Origin of the sequence: Oceaniovalibus sp. ACAM 378, assembly GCF_008085915.1 — a bacterium.
Classification (GTDB): Bacteria; Pseudomonadota; Alphaproteobacteria; order Rhodobacterales; family Rhodobacteraceae; genus Oceaniglobus.
Genome location: NZ_VSJK01000005.1, coordinates 1 through 23,191, shown reverse-complemented (window position 1 = coordinate 23,191; position 23,191 = coordinate 1). Strand labels below are relative to the sequence as shown.

Here is a 23,191-nt window from a genome sequence, read left to right as displayed (position 1 = left end):
GAAAAAGCATGTTGAAGATGGATCGCGCGGCGCTGGAGGCATTTCTGGCCACCGAGTTCCGACAGGTGGCCGCAGATTTCACCATCGAAACCCTCTCGCCCGATGGGTTGAGTGTGCGCCTGAATGTTGGCGACCGACACCTGCGCCCGGGCGGCACCGTGTCGGGGCCTGCGATGTTCGCGCTTGCCGATGTGGCGGTTTACCTTGCCATCCTCAGCCGTGTGGGGCCCAGGGCGCTGGCCGTGACGACCAGCTGTTCCATCGATTTCATGCGCAAACCTGTCGCAGGTGTCGATCTGATCGCCGATGTGCGGTTGCTGAAACTGGGCCGTGTTCTGGCTGTGGGCGACGTTCTGATCCGCTCGGATGGCAGCGAGGTGCCGGTTGCACGCGCCTCGCTTACCTATTCCCTGCCGCCGGGCTGACCGGGGGCTGCGCGCTGGACCATGCCGAACAGATCGCGCGGATCGTCCGGGTCAGCCAGCAGGTCAAGTCGCTGGAACAGGCCGGTGCGCTGCAATTGACCAAGGATATAGCGCAGGGCGCTGAAGTCCTCGGTGGCGAACCCGACCGAATCAAATAGCGTGATCTGATCGCCATTGGTACGCCCGGGCACGGCACCGGTGATCACCTGCCAGAGTTCGGTCACCGGATGATCCGGGGCCAGTTGTTGGATTTCGCCTTCGATCCGGGTTTGGGGCGGATATTCCACGAATATCCGGGACCGCAGCAGGATATCGCGGTGCAGTTCCGTCTTGCCCGGGCAATCGCCGCCCACGGCGTTCAGATGCACGCCGGTGCCGACCATATTGTCAGTCAGGATCGTCGCATATTGCTTGTCCGCCGTGACCGTCGTGATGATTTGCGCGCCCTCGATCGCCTGCTCGGGACTGTCGCAGGGGATCAGAGCGAGCCCCTGTCCGGCAAGGTTGCGCATCGCCTTTTCCGTCGCGGCCCGGTCGATGTCATAAAGCCGCACCGTATCGATGCCGCAGATCGCCTTGAACGCCAGCGCTTGAAATTCCGACTGTGCGCCATTGCCGATTATTGCCATGCAACGCGCGCCTCTGGGGACAAGGTGGCGGGCGGCAAGCGCACTTGTCGCAGCCGTGCGCAGGGCGGTCAGGATCGTCATTTCTGACAGCAAAAGCGGATACCCCGTCGCCACATCCGCCAGCATGCCAAAGGCGGTGACCGTCTGAAGCCCTGATTTCGTGTTCTTCGGGTGGCCGTTTACATATTTGAACCCATAGATGTCGCCGTCCGAAGTGGGCATCAGCTCGATCACGCCGTCGGCGGAATGGGAGGCGACACGCGGCGTCTTGTCGAAAGACTCCCACCGTTTGAAATCATCCTCGATTGCGGCGGCCAGTTCGATCAGCATCCGTTCCAACCCGATGTGATGGATCAACTGCATCATGTTATCGACGGATACGAAGGGAACAAAGGCCAGGTGGCCGGGCAGGGTGGTCATGTTTTGTCTCCGGTCAGATTTGGATGGGCCAGTCCGCTTGCGCGGCAGTTGTCTGGCAAGGCGGGTCGGTATTGGTTACGCAAAGCTTGGCGTCGGACGGTCGAACACCCTGCGCCCCAGAAGGGATGCGGTCAGGTCGACCATCAGAGCGGCGGTGCGCCCACGGTCGTCAAGGAATGGGTTCAGCTCGACCAGATCCAGCGATGTGACCAGCGCGCTTTCATGCAGCATTTCCATCACCAGATGCGCCTCGCGGAAGGTCGCGCCGCCGGGCACGGTGGTGCCGACAGCGGGCGCGATGGCGGGGTCGAGGAAATCAACATCCAGCGACACATGCAGCATGCCGCCTGCCGCTGCCACCCGGTCAAGGAACCTGCGCAGCGGCGCACCGATACCGGTCTCGTCGATCTGGCGCATGTCGTGCACCGCCACATCGCTGTCGATCAGCGCGGCGTGTTCGGCCGCGTCGACGGACCGGATGCCGATCATGCAGACATTTGCGTCGGGCACCGGAGTGGCGATGGGCGGGAAGGTATCAAAGCCCGGGCGCCCGGTGACATAGGCCACAGGCGTTCCGTGCAGATGGCCGCTGGATGTGGTCAGCGGCGTGTGGAAATCACTGTGCGCGTCCAGCCACAGCACGAACTGTGGCCGCCCGATCGCTTCGGCATGGGCCATCACCCCCGAAACCGTGCCGAGCGACAGCGCGTGATCGCCGCCCATAAACACCGGCAGGCTGTCTGCCATCGCCGCTTGCGCAGCCTCGCGCAGGGCGATGGTCCAGGCCAGGGTTTCGCCCGGCTGGTGCAGGTGGGCGGGCAGGCCGGATGCCGCCACGGCTGCGCCCGGTACCAGATTGCCAAGATCGGATACTTGATGGCCCAGACTGGCCAGCGCTTCGATCAGACCAGCGACGCGCAATGCGTCCGGGCCCATCAGGCAACCGCGCGTGGTCTTGCCGCTGTCTACCGGTGCGCCGATCAGGGATATGTGGGTCATCTGGCCTCCTTGGCTTTGGCAAGGTTTATCCGACCGGATTGGGCCAGCATAAAGCCGATAGAATGTACATTCCGGGCTGACTTTGTCCAAAATGGAAGATAATACCGCCGATATGGACGATACAGATCGCGCCCTTCTGGCGGCCCTGCGCCGCGACGCTCGCCTGCCGCTTGCCGAACTGGCCAAACGGCTGGGTCGTTCCCGCGCCACTTTGCGCGCTCGGATCGAACGGATGCAGACCGACGGCACGATCCGCGGCTTTACCGTGCTGACCGGAGAGGGCGACCGCGCCCCGGTGCGCAGTTTGATGATGCTGGGGATTGAGGGCGCCGGAACCGCGCGGATCGTGCATCGTCTGCGCGGTCTGGCTCAGGTCGAGGCGGTGCATTCCACCAATGGAAAATGGGATCTGATCGTCGAACTGGACGCCCGCACACTTGAGGAGCTGGACCGCACCCTGACCGAAATCCGCGAACTGCCCGGCATCACATCAAGCGAAACCAACCTGCTGCTGAGCACGCGCCGGGCTTTGCCTTCTCCTTGAACAAATACTCAAAACTGCACCGTCAGCCAGCCCTACCGCGCCCGGATTGCGGCCAGCCAGATCACAACCAGCACCAGCGACAGCGCCGCGTTCCAGCCCGCCATGGACAGGCCGAGAAGCGACCAGACGATCTCGTCACACATGACCAGAGTTTCGGGAATGTCGGTGGCCAACAGATCGGCCCCGGACAGGCCGGATAATCCGCCGGTGCCGGTGCACGAGCTTGGGCCTTCCCACAGCTTCCACTCGACACCCGCATGGTACACGCCGATCAACCCGGTGGTCAGTGCCGCCAATGCCCCTGCTGCGGCGATGATGGCGCGGGGAAACACCGCTCCGAGCGCGCCCAGCAAAATCGCCGCCGCGTGGGGCCAGCGTTGCCACAGGCACATCTGACAGGGCGCATAACCCATCGCCTGAAAGATGAATGCGCCCGCCAGCAGGGCGAAAGATCCGGCCGCAGCAATCAGGATCAATGTTCGTCTGGTCACAGGGGTTCGCTCCGTCACATGTACCTCACCAGATAAAAGCCACCCGCCAGAATTACGACGAAGGCAATAAAGAGCAACCCGAGCCGCCGTTCGATGAAATCGCGGATCGGCGCGCCGAATTTCCACAAAAGCGCCGCAACCAGAAAGAAACGCAAGCCCCGCGCGACGATGCTGGCAACGATGAACACCGGCAGCGACAGACCCGTGCTGCCCGACAGAATCGTGATCACCTTATACGGGAACGGCGTGACACCGGCGATCAGGACCGCCCAGGCGCCCCATTCATTGTAACGCGTGGCGAAGTCGGAGAAATACGCATCCTTGCCGTAAAACTCCAGAATCGGCCGGCCCACAGATTCGAACAGCCCCGCGCCGATCCAATAGCCCAGCATCCCCCCCAGAACCGAGGCCACCAGTGCAACGCCGGCGATCAGCCAGGCACGGGAGGGTCGCGCCAAAATCATCGGAATCATCAAAACATCGGGCGGAATCGGAAAGATCGAACTTTCCACAAACGCGACAATTCCCAGCGCCCAAAGGGCGTGGGGAGATTGCGCCAGCCCAAGGACACGATCATAAAGTTTTCGCAGCATCTTTTCCGCCTGTTCCCGCGTTAGCCCCTTGCACCACGCGCCCTGACCAAGGTCAACGCAAAGGTCGCAGGGGCGGGACGTGGCAGATTGTCATGATGGTCCGATCAGTTAGGGTGATTCAAACCGGAGGGTAGCGAATGCAGTGGCGTGGACGGCGGGGCAGCCGCAATATTGAGGATCGGCGCAGCCTTTCAGGCGGCGCTGTGGGGGGGATCGGCGGCGTGGGTCTGGTCGCCGTGTTGTTGATCGGTTGGGTCCTTGGCATCGACGTGACGCCTTTGTTGCAAGGCGGCGCTCCGGGCGGTGGCGGTCAACAGACCGAGTTGACCCGCGAAGACGAAGAGGCGGCGCAATTCGTCAGCGTCACCCTTGCCGACACCGAAGAGGTCTGGGCCGAGTTGTTTCGCACACAGGTGGGTGAAACCTATCAGCCCGCGACCATGGTGCTGTTCAAGGATGTGACCCAAAGCCCCTGCGGCGGTGCCTCGGGTGCAAGTGGACCGTTCTATTGCCCGTCGGACAAAAAGGCGTATCTCGACACCAGTTTCTTTGTCACCATGTCGCAAAGGCTGGGGGCCGGGGGCGATTTTGCCGCCGCCTATGTGGTCGCGCATGAAATCGCCCACCATGTGCAGAACGAACTCGGAATTCTCGGTCAAGCCAATAGCATGCGCCAGCAGTCCAACGAAGAACAGTCGAACGCCATATCGGTGCGGATCGAACTTCAGGCCGATTGCTATGCCGGGATCTGGGCGCGCAGTGCCGATGCACGATTCGGCTCGCTCGAGCCCGGCGATATGGAAGAAGCGCTGAACGCCGCGCGGCAAATCGGTGACGACACGCTGCAACGCAATGCCGGGCGGGTGCCCGCACCGCACACCTTTACCCATGGCACATCTGCCCAGCGACAGCGGTGGTTCGCGCAGGGGTTCGAGTCGGGCGATCTGCGCAGTTGCGACACGTTTTCGGCCAACCGGCTGTGACAGCGCTTTTTTCGCTTTTCCCCCGTGCAATCCCGGGTTAGACGCAGATACGTTCGGCGCGATTCACTGCGCCCGGGCCCGAGTGGCGGAATGGTAGACGCAGGGGATTCAAAATCCCCCGCCGCAAGGCTTGCCGGTTCGAGTCCGGCCTCGGGTACCACCTTTTTTTCCGAATTATTCCGGAATGTGCGATTTATCGCACCTTCCCGTTGTCCGGATTTTTTTTCTCAATCTCTTTTCCTTGTCACACTGCCATTTAAATTAATGGCAGAGCGGAACAATCTGATTTCGACCGTCATCCAATCCTTCTAAAGAAATACGGTCCTCTGGCTCTCTGACAAGCGACGGTTATCCCCGCAGACCGAACGAATTTGACTCTGATTCGATCAGATCGTTCGCTGAACGCGATCAATACCGCGATTACGTCGGGATTGACCCGGCCCCCTCCGAAGATTGCGGCAACTTGATGGCCCCGCAACACCGGCCAGTATTGGGCCGCAAAAACTGCCGGATTGTTTCAATCAAAAATACAAATGAGGCTTTTCGTTTCGGTGTCGAACTCGGCTCGGTAGGGCGGGAAACGGTATATAACATATATAACAACATGTTAGACGATATCCTTAAGGGACTCACCTATCCGAGACGCCTGGCAGAGCCTCCCAAATCAGCAACAATCTCACCCTGAAAACAACCAGCGTCAGTCTAGCTCGCGACACCGCGACGCAGCGTTTTTCGACCCGATGTCAATTTTCAGACAATTTTCCCCTTGGACCCGCCGCTTGGTAGGGTAACTTGAGGTGCGAACTGGGTTTCGAGTGTCGTTGGGGGGCGACCGGGCCAAGGCGTTGCATATTATTGCATCGCAGGGGCCGAATGATTGTCTGCAGGGGCTGCCAACGGCCCAAGCCTTTCATTATATATGCTCCGCAGAACAGCGGGGCGGTCGGAATGGGAGTGTCCGCATCGTCAAGCGATGGGACATTTCGAATTTGATTGCTCGACGGCGCGCCAAACCGGTGCAGTGTCGCGCGTCGCTTAAAGATGGAGCCGAACGATGTCGGATAGTACTAAAGACCCGTCAAATACTGCTGCTGCAAATTCCAATGCCCAGACTGGCGCTCTGCCGCCGGGTAGCGGAGTCGTTCAGGGCGACCAGAATCCTGCGGACCAGAACGATTTGATCGACATCGATTACGGTGCCGATCCCGAAGGTGACCGGGTTGACAACAACGATGCGATTCGCGGACCGAATCCGGGATCGAACGACGACATCATCAAGGCGGGTCAAGGCAACGACACGGTCTTTGCCGGCGAAGGCAACGACGATGTCTATGGCGAAGCCGGCGACGACTATCTCGAAGGCGGCACCGGGGATGACACTCTGCGCGGCGGTGATGGCGACGACACGCTGGTCGGCGGGTCGGGCCAGAACTTTCTTGAAGGCGGCGCAGGCGATGACGTGTTCATCGGCGGCGAGGGTGCCGACAGTTTCTTCGGTGGCGAAGGCCATGACATCATCGACTATTCCGCATCCGCGGCACCGGTGAACGTCAACCTCGACACCAACACCCTATCGGGTGGCGACGCCGGGGATGACAGCATCGACGGCGGATCGCGCATTGAAGGTGCGATCGGGTCGGCCGGGGACGACGTCCTTATCGGCGGCGAGGGTCACAACGACTTCTACGGCGGTGCGGGTAATGATACCCTGACTGGAGGCGCCGGCGATGATTACCTCGACGGCGGCTCTGACGCTGACTACATTCACGGGCTGAACGGTGGCGACACCGTGCTTGGTGGTTCTGGAAATGGACCCAGCGGTATCGACTTTGACACCATGGATCTGACAGGCTCAGTCGCGGCCACGCCGGGCGCCGTCCGGTTCGAGGTTCAGGACACCGTGACCGACAGCGACGGCAATGGGATCGATGGCTCGGTGGTGTATTTCGACGCTAACGACAACCAAGTGGGTCAGATCGATTTCACCAATATCGAGGAAATCATCCCCTGCTTCACCCCCGGCACCCTGATCGCAACCCCAAAGGGCGAGCGTCTGGTCGAAACTCTGGAAATCGGTGACCGGGTGATCACCCGCGACAACGGCATCCAGGAAATTCGCTGGGTGGGCCACAAAGTTCTGGAAGCCCGCGATCTGCATGTCGCGCCGCATTTGCAGCCGGTTCTGATCAAGTCAGGGGCGCTTGGCAACGGTTTGCCCGAGCGTGACATGCTGGTGTCGCCCAACCACCGTGTTCTGGTGGCCAACGACAAGACCGCGCTGTACTTTGAAGAACGCGAAGTGCTGGTCGCGGCCAAACATCTGGTCGACAATGAAGGGATCATGCAGGTCGAAGCGACTGCAACGACATACATCCACTTCATGTTCGACCGTCACGAGGTCGTCCTGTCGGACGGTGCCTGGACCGAGAGCTTTCAGCCCGGCGACTGGTCGCTCAAGGGTCTGGCAGATGCTCAGCGCGCCGAGATCTTCGAACTGTTCCCCGAATTGGAACATGCCGATGGTCTGGCCGATTATCCAGCGGCCCGCCGCACCTTGAAAAAGCACGAAGCCGCGCTTCTGCTCAAGTAACCCAACAAGTTAAGCAGCTGTCAGCGCCGAGGAAATGTCCCCGGCGCTGTCGCATCGTGACCGGAGGGTGGGCTGCTCTCCGGTCATTTTTACGTCTCATCGCCTGATGTCCGGCAACCCGCCGCGCCCGCCTCTGGCGGGTTTTGACGTTCCGGACGCCTTGTGGATTTTAACGCCGAGCCCGCCAGACGGCCCAGTCTTCGGGTGTGTCCAGATCGGTGATCGCGTGCTGGCCGGGCAGGGGGATCAGCCGCGTGTCCTGCCCCGCCAGCACCGATCGTCCGCCCGCGTCTCCCGTCAGTTCGGCAAGTGCGGGAAACAGCGATGCCGGGAAAATCACCGGCTGACCGGGGATGCCCTCGGCGCTGGCACCACGCACAGGCCGGTGCGGGCTTTCGCGCCATGCGGACAGGACTGCCGCGATATCCGTTGCGTCAAGGTCCGGCATGTCGCCCAAAACTGTCATCAACGCCGGCGCATCCCATGCCGCGCGGACCCCGGCGCGAAATGACGCTGCCATCCCGCTGGCTGCGTCGGAAACGATCAGCGTTTCGACTGCTGCACCGTCCTGCGCGACCATCGCGCCTTGCAATGCGGCCAGACGGGCAGGGCGATCAGGGGGGAGGGTAACGATCACCCGCAGCCCGGTTTCAAGAGCAAGTCGCGCCACATGGACAATCAATGGCACGCCGGACACCGGTTCAAGCAGCTTGTCACGCCCCGGCCCCATGCGCGACGATGCGCCCGCCGCCAGAACCAGAACAACCGGTTCTCCGTTCATCTTGTTGACCGATCCCATATGCCCGTTCCCTGTTTCCTGCGGTCAGACGGTTTGCATCGCCGTGCCCTTGGCAAGGGCGATCCTGCGCACCGCAATCAACCCATCTCTGGCGGTACGGTCCTTGGTGCGGGGTCCGCCTCACGCGATTTGCGCATCAGCCACCAAGCCAGCGCGGAACAGACCAGCGTGCCCGCCATCAGCGGCAGCGGTGTGCCGTCAAAGGCCAGACCGATAGGCACGGCAATCAACACTGCCAGAACGGTTGAAATGGCTCCGACGACCGAGGCCGCCATACCCGCGATATGACCCATCGGCTCCAGCGCCAGCGCGTTCAGATTGCCGAATGTCATTCCCACCATGAAGAACACCGACACCGCCCAGAACAGGAACGCCGGAAACGCCAGCGCGGCAGGCATCAGCCCCGACACCCCGGCAATCAGAAACAGCGCGGACAGCAGGGTCTGTGTGCCATAGGCGGAAATCGCAAGCCGCCGCATCCCGATTCGCATCACCAAGCGGGCGTTCAGGATCGTGCTGGTTCCCGAAATCAGAGCCATCCCCATGAACCACAACGGAAAATTCTCGGCGCGGCCGAAGGTTTCGCCAAACAACTGCTGAATCGAACTGAGCAGTGCGAACATCTGCCCCGCGCCCAGTGTCAGCACGGCGATATAGATCCGCACCGTCCGGTGACCCATAACCTCGGACATTGCACTGCGCAGCGCCCCGACAGCCAATGGCCGGCGCGCGGCGGGTGCGAGTGTTTCGGGTTGGCGCAGGGACATCCAGACTGCGCCGATCAGGGCAAAGATCACGAAGGCGACGAAGATCGCCCGCCAGCCGAACGCATTGATCACCAGCGATCCGATAAACGGTGCAACGGCAGGAACCAGAATGAAAATCGTCATTACAAATGACATGATCTGCGCCATTCGCCGGCCTTCAAACCGGTCGCGGATCATCGCTGTCGATACGATTCTCGGGCCTGCCGCGCCCAAGCCCTGCAACAGCCGCGCGGCCAGCAGGGTTTCCAGCGTCGGCGCAAAGATCGCCAGAATCGCGCCGACGATATAGATGGCAACGCCACCCAGAATCACCACCTTGCGCCCTGTCGCATCGGAGATCGGCCCGGCGAACAGGGTGCCGATCCCCATACCCATGACGAATGAGGTCAGGATCAGCTGTGCATTGTTCGGCGATCCCGGGCTCAGCTCTTGCGCAATTTGGGGCAGGACGGGCAGCATGGCATCGATGGAAAATGACACGGTGGCGATCAGCGCTGCCATCAGCGCGATGAATTCGCCCTGCGACAGGGGTGTTGTCGGCCTCATTGCGGATTCTGTTTTTCGGCAAGGTCATCCATGATGTTCAGCCACATGTCGGTCTGCTGCGCACCGGTCAGAACATGGGCATTTGCCAGTATGAATGTCGGAACGCCACTCACGCCCCGCTCGCGCGCATGGGCGTCGCGGGCTCGGATATTGTCGGAGTCGGCGTCGCCCGCCAGCAGGCGTTCGGTCATTTCACGGTCCATCTCGATGGCTTCGGCGATATCGGCCAGAACTGCGGCATTGCCGATATCGCGCCCTTCGAAGAAATAGGCCCGCATCAATGCACTTTTTGCCGCCGTCTGCCGCCCTTCCAGCCCGGCCCAATGGATCAGGCGGTGTGCGTCTAGCGTGTTGGGGGTGCGGGTGATACCTTCCCAATTCACGTTGATCCCGGCACTTTTCGCCGCCTGTTCGATCCTGCCATAAACCTCGATCGCCGCTTTCTTGCCACCGAATTTGGCCTCCAGATAGGCGCGGCGCTCCATTCCTTCGCGGGGCATGTCAGGGTTCAACTGAAACGGGTGCCATTCGATGATAAACGGATGGTCGGGACGCTGTTCCAACGCGCGGTCCAGCCATGTCTTGCCGATCAGGCACCAGGGGCAGATCGGATCGGAGATGATGTCGAGCTTGAGCATTGCGGTGCCTTTCGGGAGTGTGGTCACGTCTGCGGCCATGTCTGGCGCAGGGTGCGGCGCAGGATCTTGCCGTTTGCGCCTTTGGGCAGGGTCTCGGCCCGCATGAACAGGCGGGGACATTTGTACCGGGCGAGCCGTGCGGCGCAATGGGCCGCCAGCGCGGTTTCATCGATGGCATCCTGCGCGACGTAGACCGCTGCAATCACCGTGGTGTCGGATTTCACCGCAACCTCGATCGCTGCCGCTTCGGTCACGCCGGGAAAGGCCGTCAGCGCGTCCTCGACCTCGACCGGCGAGACGCGGTATCCGCCGGCGTTCATCATGTCGTCGTCGCGGCCCATATAGGTAATCGATCCATCCGCCGCCATCGCGCCTGTGTCGCCGGTCAGAAACCAGCCGTCGCGCAGCTTTTCCGCCGTGGCATCGGGCGCGTCGAGGTATCCGAGCATCAGCCCCGCATCGTTGGTGGCGACCGAGATGATGCCGGGGGTATCGGCGGGCAGCGGGCCGTCGGGCCCGAGGATCGCCACTCGCCGCCCGGGTTGCGGACGGCCCAGAGTGCCGGGCCGCGCCGGATGATCGGGACTGCCTGATATGAAGGTCGAACATTCGGACATGCCGTAGGCTTCGAATATCGGCTTGCCGGTTGCGGTTTCCCACGCGGCGCGGGTTGCATCGGGCAACTTCTCGCCCGCCGACAGCCCATGCCGCAAGGCGGGCAGGGGCGCGATGCCATGGCGCAACATCTGGCGATAAACCCCGGGCGCGGCGGCGAAGATCGTCGCGCGATGGTCCGCCAGAACGCGCGGCAGATCGGCGGGTGCAATGCCCGCGGGGATCAGCGCAGTTGCGCCCACGCTCCACGGATCCATCAGCCCGGTGCCAAGAGTATAGGTCCAGTTGAACGCACCCGCATGCAGCATGCGATCATCGCCGGTCATCCCATACCAGCCTGAAATCATCCGCTCGCGCGCCAGAATCGCGCGGTGGGCATGAACGACGCCCCGCGCCATCCCCGAGGTGCCTGACGAAAATACGATATATCCCGGACGCTCTGGATCGCCCATGACGGGCGTGGCCGGGGGATTGTCGCGCAGTGCCCGCAAGTCATCCAGTGTCATCACCGGCACCTGCGCATCCGGCATCGCAACCCCCGGCGCCCCGGCGATCAGCGCGGGACGGATCAGCCCGGTCAGCGCGGTGATCTCGGGCACGGTCAGTTGCGCCGAGGTCGGCACCGGCACCATGTCGGCGGCCATCGCGGCCAGATACAGGATCGGAAAGTCGACCGTATTACCCAAACGCATCAGGATGCGCGAACGCGGCGCAAGACCCATCGCCAAAAGGCCCGTGGCAGTGCCCAGAACCGCCGCTTGCAAGGCGCGAAAGCTCCAGCTTTCCACATCTTCGCCGATCACCTGCAAGGCAGGCGCATCGCCCAGCCGGTCGGCATGGCGCAGGATATGCGCGGTCAGGTTAAATGCACTCATTGTGCACCGCTACCCCCCGGACAAAGCAAGTTCAAGCGCGCGCAGATGCACAGGCCAGTCTGCATCTTTGGGGTTCAGGTTGTCGGGTCAATCCTCCCACCACCAGATATCGGGCAGAAACCCCTGCCAGTCGCCATAGACCGGCAGGCGATCAGAATACTTCAGCTGTTTCGCATGGGCCAGATAGGACACAGGGTTGTGCCAGATCGGAATCACATATCGCCCCGTGGTCAGCACCCGGTCCAGCGCGCGGGTCGCGGCGATGAAATCCTCACCGTCGGCGGCATTCAGCATCTCGTTGATCAGCGCGTCGATGGCGGGGTTTTTCGCGCCCATCCAGTTGCGCGAGCCTTCCTGATCGGCGGCCTCTGTGCCCCAGTAGAGTTTCTGTTCGTTGCCGGGGCTGAGCGACAATCCGCGAACATAAAACGCCATCCCGAAGTCAAAGGTGTTCGTGCGCTGCTTGTACTGTGCGCCGTCGATCGCGGTTATCTTTGGCGTGATGCTCATCCGTGACAGCGCCGAGAGATAGAGATCAACGATCTGTTGAGTTTCATTCGAGCCTTGATCCAGCAGGATTTCAAAGCTGAAGGGCCTGCCGTTCGCATCCTGCATCTGGCCGTTCTTTACGGTCCAACCGGCCTCGGCCATCAAATCGACCGCGCTTACGATGTTCTTTCGATTGCGGGCAGATCCATCACCCCGGGGCATGTCATAGCCTTCAAGTGCGCCGGGCAGCAGATCGGCAGTGAAGGGTTCGAGATAGTCCAGAACCTTGCCCGTCGCCGGTCCGGGTTGCATCCCCAGAACCGAGTTCGAGAAATACGAGGTGATGCGCGGGTTCACCCCGCCGTTCATCGTCTGGTTGGTGAATTCGAAGTTGAAGGCGCGGATCATCGCCTCGCGCACACGCCAGTCGGAAAACTGCGGCAGGCGGGTGTTCATCACCAGCCCCTGAATGCCGCTGGGACGCTGGTGCGGGATTTCGGATTTCACCACCTCGCCGGACTGCACGGCGGGAAAATCGTATTGCTCGGCCCATTTGGCGGCGTTGGTTTCGCGCATGGTGTTCAGAATGCCGCTCTTGAACGCTTCGAACATGACCGAACCGTCGCCGAAGAACTCCATGCGGATCTCGTCAAGATTCATCGTGCCCTTGCGGAACGGCAGGTCGGCGCCCCAGTAATTTGGATCGCGCTGCAGCGTCACGAACCGGCCCGGCTGATAATCCGCGATGGTATAGGGGGCGCTGCCGATGGGGATGTCATCGATGCCGCTGGCGGTGAAATCGCGGCCCTCCCACTGGGCCTTTTGCAGGATCGGGCGCATCCCCATGATCAGTGCCAGTTCTCGGTCAGCCACGTTGAAGGTGAAACGCACGGAACGCTCACCCGTCTGCTCCATCTTTTCAACCTTGGCCCAGGTGTCGTGATATCGCGGATGCCCGATAGTCCCGAGCGTTTCATAGGACCACATGACATCGGCAACAGTAACCGGCGATCCATCCGAAAATTTAGCCGCCGGATTCAGAGTGTATTCCACCCAAGACCGTTCAGGATCAGTTTCTACAGTTTCGGCCAAAAGACCATAAAGCGTAAAAGGCTCATCGTAATTGCGCCCCATAAGCGATTCAAATGCAAGGAATTGCAGCTGCCACGGAGCCGTTCCCTTAAGGATGAACGGGTTTAGCGAATCATAGCTCCCGACCTCGCCCTGGACGATTCGCCCCCCCTTTGGCGCGTCTTGATTCGCCTGAGGCAGGGATGTGAAATCGGCGGGCAGGGCCGGGTCGCCGTACATAGCGATACCATGACTGGGTTCGGCAAGGGCAGGAGTGGCAAAAAGCGTCGAAACGGCCAGAAGCCCTGCTTTCCATAGCTGAGTGAAGCGCCGTAGGGTCATCAAAGGTTCCGCTCCCGGGATCAAGAAGAATTGAACCCGATCCTAAGGGGAGACTTGTGCACAATCAAACTTTTAGGTTGGACAGTTGATCAAGAACGAGTATAAGTAAGTCACTGCTCGATAGGTTTCTTGCCTGTATGAAACCTGCCTCAATAACTTGACGCCCGCCTTGTGCGGGCGTTTTTTTTGGCTGACGAGATTTTATCCCCCTCCTGCGAAGTCCGCTAATTATTCGTCACAGCGTGCGGATTCATCATCGCAGTCAAATCGAATCTGGTCACTTCTGAATGAAATGAATTCAGTCAACTTTGTTTCCCGATGCGATCCCCGCCTAGATGTTGCCGCGATTCGATACCACGCCCAAGACCATCGAACGCGGTTCTACGCCAGAGGAGATTCGAGCTTCAGCGATCTGGGGGACACCAACGCCGGATCTGCCGGAAAAACAGCTTTGGAGGCTGGTCGATTCATCGGACTTCATGTTTTGCTGAGCCGCTTCGTGGCGGCTTCTCAATCCTGCTGTGCCTGTTATGCTGCGAGCGCACAAAACAGGAGCTGCCACCATGTCCCTTGCCGGAAAGACCGCCATCATCACCGGATCAAACTCGGGTATCGGGCTTGGCATTGCCCGCGAACTGGCCAAGGCTGGCGCGGATGTGGTGCTGAATTCCTTTACCGACAGCACAGAAGATCACGCACTGGCCAAAGAAATCGCGGCTGAATTTGGGGTCAAGGCGCGCTATATCAAGGCCGACATGACAAAGGGTGATGAGGCGCGGGCGCTGATCGAACAGGCCGGGGTCTGTGATATTCTGGTGAACAACGCCGGGATTCAGCATGTGGCACCGATCAACGAATTCCCCGCCGCGAAGTGGGATGCAATCATCGCGATCAACCTGACCAGCGCGTTTCACACCACCGCAGTCGCGTTGCCGATGATGCGCAAGGCGGGATGGGGCAGGGTGCTGAACATCGCTTCAGCGCACGGTCTGACCGCATCACCGTTCAAGTCCGCATATGTCGCGGCAAAGCACGGGATTGTCGGGTTGACCAAGACCGTCGCGCTTGAGACTGCCGAACAGCCGATCACCTGCAATGCGATCTGCCCGGGATACGTCCTGACGCCGCTGGTCGAGACTCAGATTCCCGATCAGATGAAGACCCACGGCATGGACCGAGACACCGTGGTGCGCGATGTGATGCTGGCGCGTCAGCCGTCGAGGGAATTCGTGACCGTCGAGCAACTGGGTGGCACGGCGGTGTTCCTGTGCTCGGACGCAGCGGCGCAGATCACCGGAACGACGATCTCGGTCGACGGCGGTTGGACGGCGTTGTAAAAATTGCCGGACTGCGCGGCGCGCTCTTCGGTCCTGCGGGCCCTCATCGCGAGGAGCGTTCGCCGGGGTGAAACGCATCAATCTTGCCCTGCAAGGCGTCGGCGTGCACGGCGCATCTACCTGGGGCGTGCTGGACCGGCTGCTTGACGACGAACGGATCGAGATCGCAGCCATCTCGGACACCTCGGACACCTCGGACACCTCGGACACCTCGGCGGCGGCGCTGAACGGCGCGGAACTCAAGGTCGGTCTTGTATCACAGGGGCCAGACAGCGCCAGGGCCACGCTTGACGCGTTGAGGGGCGAGGTCGGTGGCATGACCCCGCCGCTGTTCGCCGGATGGCTGGCCGCATCGTCCCCGCCTTCATCCTTTATCAGCGCCACGCTTGAAGCATCGCCGGCCTATCTGGCGTTGGATGCGGTCACCCGGATTTCCAGCCCCTATGCCTTTGGCGATTTGATCGACAATCCGCTGCGCCGGGCCGTCCGGCAGTTCCGTTTCGACAAGGTCTGCGCCACCGAGGGTCCAGCGCTCTCCATTGGCGCGACCAATGTGCGCACCGGCAAGATCCGCGTGTTCAGTGGCGACGCGATCAGCACCGACGCGATCCCTGCGATCCGCTTCGTTCAAGACCTACTGGCCACCGGCAAAATTCCGCAAGGGGCGATGAAATGGGTTCTGGTGCATATGATCGCCGATAATGCGCTGATGAACGACCTTGGTGTGGCGACCAAGAAGATTCCGACCACCGTAATCCTGTCGCAGCTGAAATCGGCGGGCCGGGCGGCAGCGGGCCGCTTTCTTGACGCTCATTTCGACGATCTGGGCCGCGAAAGCACCGTTGATCTTGCCGAGATCTTCGGCTGAACCGTTACTCGACTCTATCGCTCTGGCCAATGGGTTGTGCGATCTCCTGATCCGGAGTCAACACCTTAATACTGCCCGGTTTTTTCGGGTTAGGATAGACAAGTCCGGCGGATATCACCAGCTTCGCCGCATCCTCGACGGTCATGTCCAACTCGATGATTTCGGAGCGTGGCACAAACAGCAGGAATCCAGACGTGGGATTGGGTGTGGTCGGCAGAAAAACCGACACCTTGGCATCGTCGGCCGGAATGCTTTGGGCGATTTCCCCTTTGGCGGCGGTCGAGACAAAGGCGATCGCCCAAATTCCCTTGCGCGGATATTCAATCAGGCAGGCGGTGTCGAAGGATGTATCGGTCTGGGCGAAAACGGTTTCTGCAATCTGTTTCAAACCATTATAGACTGATCTTACCACCGGCATCCGGTCGACCAGCCCTTCGCCCCAACGCAAAAGCGACCGCCCGATCAGCCCTTTGGCCAGCCAGCCGACGATCACCGTAAACACCAAAAAGATGATGACGCCGACTCCGCGCAGGTTGATGCCGATATATTGTTCCGGGCGGAATTTTCCCGGGACGAATGGCAGGACCCAGCCATCGATCCAGCCGATCACCGACCACATCAGCCAGATGGTCAGCCAGATCGGTGCGATCACCACCAGACCGGTCAGAAAGCTGCTTCGCAGGCTGCCGAACAGGGTCCGGCGCCGCTTGATTTCGTGGTCGTCCTTGGTGGGGCGTGTCATTGTCTGGTGGGCTTTCAGAAGTAGGACACATATTTAGGGGCTGAAATGGCCGCGTGCAACGTCGCTCATCCGTTCAGAGAGGCGATTGCGACGCGCCGATGCGCATTTCGCTGATTTCCCGGGCGATCGCGGCCGCCAGGCGCGCATTGTTCAGAACCAGCGCTATGTTGGCGCGCAGCGAACGGCCATGGGTCAGTTCAAATATCCGCGCCAGCAGGAAAGGAGTGACCGCCTTGGCCGCGATCCCTTGCTCTGTCGCCTCGGACAGGGCGCGGGCGATAACCGGGGCAAGATCGGCGGGGGGAATTTCTTCCGCCTCGGGGATCGGATTTGCGATCAACTGTCCACCCGGAATGCCCATGCGCCCCCGGATCACATGGGACGCCGCGATGTCGGCGGGGCTGTCCATCCGCAGCGGCGCAGCCAGCCCAGAGTCCCGCGACCAGAACGCCGGAAAAGCGTCTTGTCCGAAGGCGATGACCGGAACGCCAAGAGTTTCAAGCACTTCCAGCGTCTTTGGAATGTCAAGAATGGCCTTTGCCCCCGCCGCGACGACGTTGACCGGAGTCTGTGCCAGTTCGCGCAGGTCTGCCGAGATGTCAAAGCTGAGTTCGCCACCGCGATGCACCCCGCCGATGCCACCTGTGGCAAAGACCTCGATCCCGGCGAGCCGGGCGGCGATCATCGTTGCGGCGACCGTGGTCGCCCCGGTGCCCCGGGTTGCAATACAGGCGGCAATATCGGCGCGGGACAATTTGGCGACATCCTGTGCCCGCCCCAGCGCCTGCAGCTCGCCCTCGCTCAGACCGATGTGCAGGGCGCCGTCGATCACCGCGATGGTTGCCGGCACAGCACCGTTGTCGCGCACCGTGCGTTCGACCAGCATCGCGGTTTCGACATTCTGCGGATAAGGCATGCCGTGGGTGATGATCGTGCTTTCCAACGCGACGATGGGAAAGCGCGCGGCGCGCGCCTCGATCATTTCAGGCGAAAACTTCAGGGGCAAGGCCATCAGGCAATATCTCCAGATACATAGTCTGCGGCGGCGCGCAGGGCATCGCGCAGCGCCTGTTGGGGCGGGGCGCCCGTGATCTCGGCGGCGATATGGGCCGCCATGAAAGTGTCACCGGCACCGGTGACACGGGTCACAAGCACCGCAGGGGGTGTCGCCTCGTTGGTCCCGTCCGGGCCCGCCTCGGCCACGGGGCGGCCGCCATCGGTCACCAGAACCCGGTGCGCGCCCCGTTCATGCAGCGCGCAGGCCGCCGTCAGCGCAGTGTCAAAACGGGTATGCATCAACAATCCGGCTTCCTCGAGGTTGACGTAGATCGTCGCGCGCGGATGGGCCAGCAGCGCCAGCAGGCGTTCGGCCTTGCCCGGCGACGCAGGCGCGACACGCAGGTCGGCGGCGGCAAACAGCGGACTGGCGGCGATTTCCGACAGCAGCGCTGTGGTCAGGTTTCCGTCAAGCGCGATGGGCCCCGCCCAGGGGTTTGCGGCGCTGCCCAGACGTCCGTCGACCAGCGGGCGCAGGATCTTGTCGCCCGCTGCCTCAAGGGAGTGGGCGTCGGCAATGGCGGCAATCAGGCCGTTGGCACCTTCGACGGCCATGTAACGGTCGGTGGGCAAATCGTCCGAGCGATAGATATGGTCGGTAATCATGCCACGCCGCGCCGCGTCGGCCACCAGATCGTCGCCCTCGGCGTCACGTCCGATGGCGGTCAGCAAGCCGGGGGTCATCCCAAAGCGGCGTAGGGTCATCGCAATATTCATCGCCACGCCGCCGGGCAGGCGGGTGATCCGTCCGGGCACATCGCTGCCCACCCGCAGTGTGGCAGGCGCGCGGCCGATGATGTCCCAGAGGACCGAGCCGATACAAAGGACGTCTGGCGGTGTCATGGCAATGTTGTGCGCGAGGTCCATCGCCGCGACAAGCCGATATCCGACGTGGCGCTGCAGCATTGGCTGTCAAACAGGGGCCGTAATGCGCACCGTCAAGCACGGATGGCAATTCGGCTGCCAATCGGGCAATATATATGACATCGATTCCGCGCCGCCTGCTTCGACACATTGGTTAACCTTCGGCGCAACCGGATCGCTCCGTTGACTTTGGCCTTGCGCCCGGACGCGTTTCGGCATATCCCGCGTGCACTTCACAGGTGGGGCATGGGCTGTAACGGGGAGAAATCCTGTTCGGTCCGCCGGTTGAGCGTAAGCTCTGTTCGTCCCGCCGAGGCATGAAACCGGAAAAGGATTATGGACATGGCGCTCCCCGATTTCTCTATGCGTCAGCTTCTTGAAGCTGGCGTTCACTATGGTCACCAGACGCAGCGCTGGAACCCGCGGATGCAGGAATACATCTACGGCGACCGCAACGGCATCCACATCATGGATCTGACGCAAACCGTTCCAATGCTGGATCAGGCGCTGAAAGTCATCCGTGACACGGTCGCCAAGAACGGCCGCATCCTGTTCGTCGGCACCAAGCGTCAGGCACAAAAGCCCATCGCTGACGCCGCAGAAAAATGCGCGCAATACTACATGAACCACCGTTGGTTGGGTGGCACGCTCACCAACTGGAAGACCGTCTCGCAGTCGATTTCACGGCTCAAGATGATCGACCAGAAGATGGAGCAGGGCGCCGAGGGTCTGACCAAGCGCGAACGTCTGAGCATGGAGCGTGACCAGTACAAGCTGAACGCATCGCTGGGCGGGATCCGCGAAATGGGCGGCGTTCCCGATCTGTTGTTCGTCATCGACGTCAACAAGGAAGATCTGGCGATCCTCGAGGCGCGTAAACTGGGTATTCCGGTTGTCGCCATCGTCGACTCGAACTGTTCGCCCGATGGCATCGATTATATCATCCCCGGAAACGACGATGCGGCCCGTGCCATCGCGCTGTATTGCGATCTGGCCGCCCGTGCTGCCCTTGACGGCATGTCGGCCCAGATGAGCGCCGCCGGAATCGACATGGGTGCCATGGAAGAAGCCGCCGTAGAAGAAGTGCTTGCTGAACAGCAGGCCGGAGAAAAGGCCAGCGAACCGGTCGTAGAGCCCGCCGCCTCTTGATCCGATGGTCGGTTCCGGGACCAGACAGGGTATCACGGAACCGCCATCCGGCGCGGCCATGCCGCGCCGGTATCGACCGACATACATTCGAGGAGCCAAAGATATGGCAATCACTGCTGCACAAGTGAAAGAACTGCGCGAGTCAACCGGCGCAGGCATGATGGACGCCAAGAAGGCACTGACCGAAAACGATGGCGACATGGAAGCAGCCGTCGATTGGCTGCGCACCAAGGGTCTGGCAAAGGCCGCCAAGAAATCGGGCCGCACCGCCGCCGAAGGTCTTGTGGCCGTCAACGTGTCGGGTGGCCGGGGCGTGGCCGTCGAAGTGAACTCGGAAACTGATTTCGTCGGCAAGAACGCCGAATTTCAGGGAATGGTTGCCAAGATCGCCGAAGCGGCGACGACAGTCGACGACGTTGAGGCTCTGAAGGCCTCGAATGTCGACGGCAAGCCGGTTGAAACCATGATCACCGATGCCATCGCCAAAATCGGCGAAAACATGTCGGTGCGCCGGATGGCCGTACTGAAGGGTGACAGCGTCGTGTCCTATGTGCACAACGCGACTGCCCCCGGCATGGGCAAGATCGGCGTGCTGGTTGCATTGACCGGCGGTGACGAAGCGTTCGGCAAACAGGTCGCGATGCATATCGCCGCCACCGGCCCCGCATCCTTGTCCGAAGCCGATCTTGACCCCGCAGTGGTCGAGAAGGAAAAGCAGGTCCAGATGGACATCGCCCGCGAAAGCGGCAAACCCGAAGCGGTGATCGAAAAGATGATCGTCGGGCGGATGGCCAAGTTCATGTCCGAAGTCACGCTTCTTGGGCAGGCTTTCGTGGTCAACCCTGACCTGACTGTCGCCGCCGCCGCCATAGAGGCCGGCGCGACCATCACCGGTTTCGTGCGGATGGAAGTTGGCGAAGGCATTGAAGTGGTGAAAGAAGATTTCGCCGCCGAGGTCGCAAAAGCCGCCATGGGCTGATCGACGGACCTACCGTTAAAGAAAAAGGCGCCAGCGATGGCGCCTTTTTTTGTCGGTCGGGCATTTTTCGGTCGGGCGGGGACCCATAAATCCGAAATAAGTGGTTCGGTTGCCCCCTGATCGAAACCGATATCGCGGACAGGTCAGGGGGCGGTTCCAAGGCGGTAATGCCACAGGTGCGGAACATTTAAATCATGAGCGCCTGCCCGGCTGAATGAAAGTACTGGATTCCCTACCCTTCGAATCGGTCGATATTCAACGCTCAAGCACGAATATCTGGTTTTGAAACGACGCTTTCAGGACGGCCTGCGCGGTGGTTTCGACGTCCAACGCCTCACGCGCGAGACGCAGGTGCTTTTCCACAGTCGCAGGGGTCAAACCCATGATTTCGGCCGCATCCTGGGTGTTTTTGCCGTCACGCATCCACTCCAGCGCCTCGCGTTGGCGCGGCGTCAACTGCCGGTTCGGGCTGGAGAACGGAAGCTGGATAAGCTTCAGATGCGTCACATTGTTCATCACCACAATATCGCGTCCGTGTTCGACCCACATTTCATCGACAGTTTTCTGCGACATACCGGGCTTTGCGGTCAGAGCAATGGCACCCTTGTTGCGAATTGACGCGTCGCGAAAGCTGATCGAATAACCGGCAACGACGCCCTTGGAGCGATTGAACTTCGCCACTTTGCGTTCGCTTGCGCTCATGCTTTCGGCATTTTCTGCCCACCAACTCCAACTGCAAGCCCCATTGTTGTGCAGCGCCCATTGCACCATCGGAGCGTGAAAAAACAGACCGCCGTTGATGAATTCATCCGTATAATCATTGGTGTGGTTCGTCATGATCAGAAAATCTTCGCGGTCACCGAACCCGCTGGCGGTCCTAAAGCGGGTAAACCCGTACAAAAGCCGGTCAAAACCATAGGTTTCCATCTTGTCGCAATGCAGCTGCCAGACGTCCTCGACACTTGCGGCATCGACAATCCGTTCAAGATACTCGATCATGATCTGTCCTCCAGAAGATGTGCCGCCATCGCTTCCAGAGCCAAGACATAGCCCCGCGGCCCGAAGCCGCAGATCACGCCAAGCGCGACCTTTGCGATGTACGATCTGTGGCGAAAATCCTCGCGCGCATGAACGTTCGACAGATGCAGTTCGATCGTCGGAACTTCGGACGAACTGATCGCATCCATCAGCGCGATCGAGGTGTGGGTATAGGCACCGGCGTTCAGGATCAGGCCCTGATGGCGACCGCGGGTGGCATGGATCAGATCGATCATCGTGCCTTCGTGGTTGGATTGTTCAAACACAATGTCGACGCCCAGGCGCTCGGCGGCTGTGCGGCACATGCCGGCAACCTCGTCCAGGGTGGTGCGGCCATAGACCTGCGGCTGGCGTTGACCCAACAAATTGAGGTTGGGTCCGTTCAGTATCAGAACAGACGTCATATAAATTTTCCTGTTTTCCCACCCACGAAATAGCCGGGCAGGTACGTCAATGTCGAGCGATTTACGCAACGGCACCTTTGGTCGGCCCGGTGCAGTCCCCGTAGCCGATGTCAGAATATCGGGGTTGCGGGGCTTTGGGGATAGCACGAGCGCATCAGTGTCGCGTCAAACCATCGTCAATCTGCGAAATGGGCGGGTCTGGCTCTTGATGGCGCAAGAGTGGTTGCGACAATTTCCGCGATCTCAGTTTTATCATCTCTTCTATTGTGAACTCACGGCGAAGCGCAATTTCCACAGCCTTACCGTATCAGGAAGAGTCCTGTTGCTCCATCAATTGGCCCGAAAGACTTCCGCCGGTGTCTGCGGTCTGCAATCTGTTCCGGGGACCAGCCAGCATCCAGACCATCGCGGACCGCTGTCATGACCTGGGGATGCTGGATCGACTTGCGATGTACAGCCCGGCGACTTTCGGACCGGTCTTGCGCCGTCACGGCATGATCGCCGTTGAGCTCCGGCAATTCGACATCACGATAGAAGTTCCGCCGGATCTCGCGGTAGATCGTGCAGGGCGCACGGCTCAGAAGATCGGCAATCGTTCATCCATGTCCAGCTGAAGGTAGCAGCGTCCCATTGTTGCAAGGTTTTGTTATGACACAGAAATTGCACTTAATTGTGAATCAACCCGTGGAATCTCAAGACACGTTGCGACTTGTTCCGCTATCTCAGTTTCATCAGTTCTTCCCTGAAGGCCTCAGTCGGTGCGCGCCATCCCAGGCACTTTCTGGGGGTGCCGTTCAAGCGGTCGCAAATGGACTTCATATCTCGATTTGAGAGTGCGGCCACAGGCGCGTCCCGTGGTAAATATCGCCTTGCGCGCTTGTTCAGATTCTCGACTGAACCCTTTTGCTACGGTGCTTGCGGATCGCAGAACCACGCCT

The 23,191-nt window shown here is 60.7% G+C and carries 22 protein-coding genes, 1 tRNA gene and 2 pseudogenes; 9 read left to right on the top strand and 16 right to left on the bottom strand.

Annotated features, from left to right (window positions below; all coding sequences use genetic code 11):
- Positions 1-8 precede the first annotated feature (8 nt).
- Complete coding sequence (locus FQ320_RS07690) at positions 9-425, top strand: PaaI family thioesterase (RefSeq protein WP_148471139.1); 417 nt, start codon at positions 9-11, stop codon at positions 423-425.
- Here the strand turns inward: FQ320_RS07690 and FQ320_RS07685 are convergent.
- Positions 404-1,474, bottom strand: coding sequence for an ornithine cyclodeaminase (locus tag FQ320_RS07685; RefSeq protein ID WP_148471138.1), 1,071 nt, complete (start codon positions 1,472-1,474; stop codon positions 404-406). The two genes, FQ320_RS07690 and FQ320_RS07685, sit on opposite strands and share 22 nt — an antisense overlap.
- 75 nt (positions 1,475-1,549) lie before the next feature.
- On the bottom strand, positions 1,550-2,473 hold the full coding sequence (gene rocF / locus FQ320_RS07680) for an arginase (protein ID WP_148471137.1): 924 nt from the start codon (positions 2,471-2,473) through the stop codon (positions 1,550-1,552).
- A 91-nt stretch (positions 2,474-2,564) separates the two neighbouring features.
- On the opposite strand from rocF, the gene FQ320_RS07675 reads away from it, so the two are divergent.
- Entirely contained in the window at positions 2,565-3,017 is a 453-nt protein-coding gene (locus FQ320_RS07675) for an Lrp/AsnC family transcriptional regulator (RefSeq protein ID WP_370513040.1), read from the top strand.
- 32 nt (positions 3,018-3,049) lie between these two features.
- Here FQ320_RS07675 and FQ320_RS07670 read toward each other — a convergent pair whose 3' ends face one another.
- Positions 3,050-3,508 (bottom strand): disulfide bond formation protein B, encoded by a 459-nt coding sequence (locus tag FQ320_RS07670; RefSeq protein ID WP_148471136.1) that lies wholly within the window; start codon positions 3,506-3,508, stop codon positions 3,050-3,052.
- Positions 3,509-3,522: 14 nt separating this feature from the next.
- On the bottom strand, positions 3,523-4,101 hold the full coding sequence (locus FQ320_RS07665; protein ID WP_148471135.1) for a YqaA family protein: 579 nt from the start codon (positions 4,099-4,101) through the stop codon (positions 3,523-3,525).
- A gap of 137 nt (positions 4,102-4,238) precedes the next feature.
- Here FQ320_RS07665 and FQ320_RS07660 point away from each other — a divergent pair, with 137 nt between their 5' ends.
- The 3 genes from FQ320_RS07660 (at position 4,239) to FQ320_RS07650 (ending at position 7,674) form a co-directional block, all read left to right on the top strand.
- On the top strand, positions 4,239-5,084 hold the full coding sequence (locus FQ320_RS07660) for a neutral zinc metallopeptidase (protein WP_148471134.1): 846 nt from the start codon (positions 4,239-4,241) through the stop codon (positions 5,082-5,084).
- 76 nt (positions 5,085-5,160) lie between these two features.
- Positions 5,161-5,244, top strand: a tRNA-Leu gene (locus FQ320_RS07655).
- An 894-nt stretch (positions 5,245-6,138) separates the two neighbouring features.
- Positions 6,139-7,674, top strand: a complete 1,536-nt coding sequence (locus FQ320_RS07650) for a Hint domain-containing protein (protein ID WP_148471133.1) — start codon at positions 6,139-6,141, stop codon at positions 7,672-7,674.
- A gap of 169 nt (positions 7,675-7,843) precedes the next feature.
- Here the strand turns inward: FQ320_RS07650 and FQ320_RS07645 are convergent, their stop codons facing one another.
- The 5 genes from FQ320_RS07645 to FQ320_RS07625 all read right to left on the bottom strand — a co-directional run bounded on the left by FQ320_RS07645 (position 7,844) and on the right by FQ320_RS07625 (position 13,816).
- Positions 7,844-8,473, bottom strand: coding sequence for an NTP transferase domain-containing protein (locus tag FQ320_RS07645; protein ID WP_255509413.1), 630 nt, complete (start codon positions 8,471-8,473; stop codon positions 7,844-7,846).
- 77 nt (positions 8,474-8,550) lie between these two features.
- The gene (locus FQ320_RS07640) at positions 8,551-9,786 is read right to left on the bottom strand and encodes a multidrug effflux MFS transporter (protein ID WP_148471132.1); all 1,236 of its coding nucleotides are present in this window, start codon (positions 9,784-9,786) and stop codon (positions 8,551-8,553) included.
- Complete coding sequence (locus tag FQ320_RS07635) at positions 9,783-10,424, bottom strand: DsbA family protein (protein WP_148471353.1); 642 nt, start codon at positions 10,422-10,424, stop codon at positions 9,783-9,785. The genes FQ320_RS07640 and FQ320_RS07635 overlap by 4 nt, the downstream gene beginning before the upstream one ends.
- A gap of 23 nt (positions 10,425-10,447) precedes the next feature.
- A complete protein-coding gene (locus FQ320_RS07630) occupies positions 10,448-11,914 on the bottom strand; it encodes a class I adenylate-forming enzyme family protein (RefSeq protein ID WP_148471131.1) in 1,467 nt (488 codons plus the stop codon).
- A gap of 87 nt (positions 11,915-12,001) precedes the next feature.
- Entirely contained in the window at positions 12,002-13,816 is a 1,815-nt protein-coding gene (locus FQ320_RS07625) for an extracellular solute-binding protein (RefSeq protein WP_148471130.1), read from the bottom strand.
- Between the two features lie 563 nt (positions 13,817-14,379).
- On the opposite strand from FQ320_RS07625, the gene FQ320_RS07620 reads away from it, so the two are divergent.
- Both FQ320_RS07620 and FQ320_RS07615 read left to right on the top strand, forming a co-directional pair.
- Complete coding sequence (locus FQ320_RS07620; protein ID WP_148471129.1) at positions 14,380-15,153, top strand: 3-hydroxybutyrate dehydrogenase; 774 nt, start codon at positions 14,380-14,382, stop codon at positions 15,151-15,153.
- 67 nt (positions 15,154-15,220) lie between these two features.
- Positions 15,221-16,021 carry a hypothetical protein gene (locus FQ320_RS07615; RefSeq protein WP_148471128.1) on the top strand — a complete coding sequence of 267 codons (801 nt, stop codon included), beginning with the start codon at positions 15,221-15,223 and terminating at the stop codon, positions 16,019-16,021.
- Between the two features lie 4 nt (positions 16,022-16,025).
- Here the strand turns inward: FQ320_RS07615 and FQ320_RS07610 are convergent, their stop codons facing one another.
- The 3 genes from FQ320_RS07610 to FQ320_RS07600 all read right to left on the bottom strand — a co-directional run bounded on the left by FQ320_RS07610 (position 16,026) and on the right by FQ320_RS07600 (position 18,662).
- Positions 16,026-16,763, bottom strand: coding sequence for a DUF502 domain-containing protein (locus tag FQ320_RS07610; RefSeq protein ID WP_148471127.1), 738 nt, complete (start codon positions 16,761-16,763; stop codon positions 16,026-16,028).
- A gap of 73 nt (positions 16,764-16,836) precedes the next feature.
- On the bottom strand, positions 16,837-17,775 hold the full coding sequence (locus FQ320_RS07605; protein ID WP_148471126.1) for a pseudouridine-5'-phosphate glycosidase: 939 nt from the start codon (positions 17,773-17,775) through the stop codon (positions 16,837-16,839).
- Complete coding sequence (locus tag FQ320_RS07600) at positions 17,775-18,662, bottom strand: PfkB family carbohydrate kinase (RefSeq protein ID WP_148471352.1); 888 nt, start codon at positions 18,660-18,662, stop codon at positions 17,775-17,777. Before FQ320_RS07600 ends, FQ320_RS07605 begins: the two co-directional genes overlap by 1 nt.
- A 363-nt stretch (positions 18,663-19,025) precedes the next feature.
- Here FQ320_RS07600 and rpsB point away from each other — a divergent pair, with 363 nt between their 5' ends.
- Positions 19,026-19,832 (top strand): 30S ribosomal protein S2, encoded by an 807-nt coding sequence (gene rpsB, locus FQ320_RS07595; protein WP_148471351.1) that lies wholly within the window; start codon positions 19,026-19,028, stop codon positions 19,830-19,832.
- A 103-nt stretch (positions 19,833-19,935) separates the two neighbouring features.
- Positions 19,936-20,811 carry a translation elongation factor Ts gene (gene tsf / locus FQ320_RS07590; RefSeq protein ID WP_148471125.1) on the top strand — a complete coding sequence of 292 codons (876 nt, stop codon included), beginning with the start codon at positions 19,936-19,938 and terminating at the stop codon, positions 20,809-20,811.
- A gap of 255 nt (positions 20,812-21,066) precedes the next feature.
- Here the strand turns inward: tsf and FQ320_RS07585 are convergent, their stop codons facing one another.
- The 4 genes and pseudogenes from FQ320_RS07585 to FQ320_RS26340 form a co-directional block, all read right to left on the bottom strand.
- The gene (locus FQ320_RS07585) at positions 21,067-21,810 is read right to left on the bottom strand and encodes a LuxR family transcriptional regulator (protein ID WP_148471124.1); all 744 of its coding nucleotides are present in this window, start codon (positions 21,808-21,810) and stop codon (positions 21,067-21,069) included.
- Complete coding sequence (gene aroQ / locus FQ320_RS07580; RefSeq protein WP_148471123.1) at positions 21,807-22,253, bottom strand: type II 3-dehydroquinate dehydratase; 447 nt, start codon at positions 22,251-22,253, stop codon at positions 21,807-21,809. The genes FQ320_RS07585 and aroQ overlap by 4 nt, the downstream gene beginning before the upstream one ends.
- A gap of 362 nt (positions 22,254-22,615) precedes the next feature.
- Positions 22,616-22,884 (bottom strand): annotated as a pseudogene (locus FQ320_RS26345) (IS30 family transposase); the annotation flags it as partial.
- A gap of 86 nt (positions 22,885-22,970) precedes the next feature.
- Positions 22,971-23,191 (bottom strand): annotated as a pseudogene (locus FQ320_RS26340) (transposase); the annotation flags it as partial.